The sequence below is a fragment of the Nocardia sp. NPDC101769 genome, from assembly GCF_044766925.1.
In the GTDB taxonomy this organism is placed as follows: Bacteria; Actinomycetota; Actinomycetes; order Mycobacteriales; family Mycobacteriaceae; genus Nocardia.
The window spans coordinates 1-1,719 of sequence record NZ_JBIWMX010000133.1 but is presented as its reverse complement, the minus strand read 5'-3'; the positions used below and the strand labels follow the sequence as shown (position 1 = coordinate 1,719).

Annotated in this window: 1 protein-coding gene; it reads right to left on the bottom strand. The window is 69.6% G+C overall.

Features of this window, described 5'->3' with window-relative positions:
• Window positions 1-1,719, bottom strand: a 1,719-nt coding sequence (gene acs, locus ACIRRA_RS45955; protein WP_402782461.1) for an acetate--CoA ligase, incomplete at both ends; no start/stop codon positions are given.

The following is a 1,719-nucleotide window of genomic DNA, read 5'->3' as shown; positions in this document are numbered from 1 at the left end:
GCCGGTGTCGGTGGCCTCGGCGGTGAGGATCACGAATGCCACGATGCCCTGGCCGGTGGTCTCGTCGGACGCGCCGACCACGGCCGCCTCCGCGACGCAGGAGTGGCCGACCAGCGCGGACTCCACCTCGGCGGTCGAGATGCGGTGGCCGGACACGTTCATGACGTCGTCGACGCGGCCGAGCACCCACAGGTCCCCGTCGGTGTCGAGCTTGGCCCCGTCACCCGCGAAGTACCAGCCCTTCTCGGCGTACCGCGACCAGTAGGTGTCCTTGTACCGCTCGTTGTCGCCCCAGATGCCGCGCAGCATGGACGGCCACGGCTCGTCGAGCACCAGGTACCCGTTGGCCTCGGTCTCGCCGAGGGAGACCGGATTGCCTTCCTCGTCAACGACTTTCGCCGAGATGCCCGGCAGCGGGGTCATGGCCGCGCCCGGCTTGGCCGCCGCGATGCCCGGCAGCGGCGAGATCATGATGGCGCCGGTCTCGGTCTGCCACCAGGTGTCCACGATGGGAGTCCGGTTGCCGCCCACCACATCCCGGTACCAGCGCCAGGCCTCCGGGTTGATCGGCTCGCCCACCGAACCCAGCAGCCGCAGGCTGGACAGGTCGTGCGAATCCGGAATCTCGCGGCCCCACTTCATGAACGTGCGCACCAGCGTCGGCGCCGTGTAATAGATGGTGACGCCGTACTTTTCGATGATCTGCCAGTGCCGGTGCTCGTCGGGGAAGTTCGGGGTGCCCTCGTAGACGACCTCGGTCGCGCCGTTGGCCAGCGGGCCGTACACGATGTAGCTGTGCCCGGTCACCCAGCCGATGTCGGCGGTGCACCAGTACACATCGTGGCCGGGCTTGTGGTCGAACACATGGTGGTGGGTGTAGGCGGCCTGGGTCAGGTAGCCGCCGCAGGTGTGCAGGATGCCCTTGGGCTTACCGGTGGTGCCGGAGGTGTAGAGGATGAACAGCGGGTGCTCGGCGTCGAAGGCCTGCGCCTGGTGCTCGGGGGAGTCGAGCGCGACGGTCTCGTCCCACCACAGGTCGCGGCCCTCGGTCATCGGGGTGTCGATGCCGGTGCGGCGCACCACGAGTACGTGCTCGACGGTCGAATCACCCTCGGCGAGAGCCTCGTCCACGGCCGCCTTGAGCGGGGCCGGCTTGCCGCGCCGCCACTGGCCGTCGGTGGTGACGACCAGCTTGGCGGCGGCGTCGTCGACGCGCTGGCGCAGGGCGCTGGGGGAGAAGCCGGCGAAGACCACCGAGTGGGTCAGGCCCAGGCGGGCGCAGGCCAGCATGGCCACGATCGCCTCGGGGACCATCGGCATGTAGATGGCGACCCGGTCGCCCGCGGCCAGCCCCAGGCCGGTGAAGTAGTTGGCGGCACGCGACACCTCGGCCAGCAGCTCGGCATAGGTGATGTCGCGGGAGTCGCCGGGCTCACCCTCCCAGTGGATGGCGACCCGATCGCCGTGCCCGTCGACCACGTGCCGGTCCACGCAGTTGTAGGCGACATTGAGTTTGCCGTCGGAGAACCACTTGGCGAAGGGCGCGTCGTCCCAGTCCAGCACCTGGGTGAAGGGCTGATGCCAGTGCAGGCGCCGTGCCTGCTCGGCCCAGAACCCGTCGCGGTCCGCTTGGGCTCGAGCATAAAGAGAGGCGTCGCCGTTGGCGGCGGCCGCGAACTCAGCGCTGGGCGGATAGGCATCCAGGTGGTCGGCGGTGGT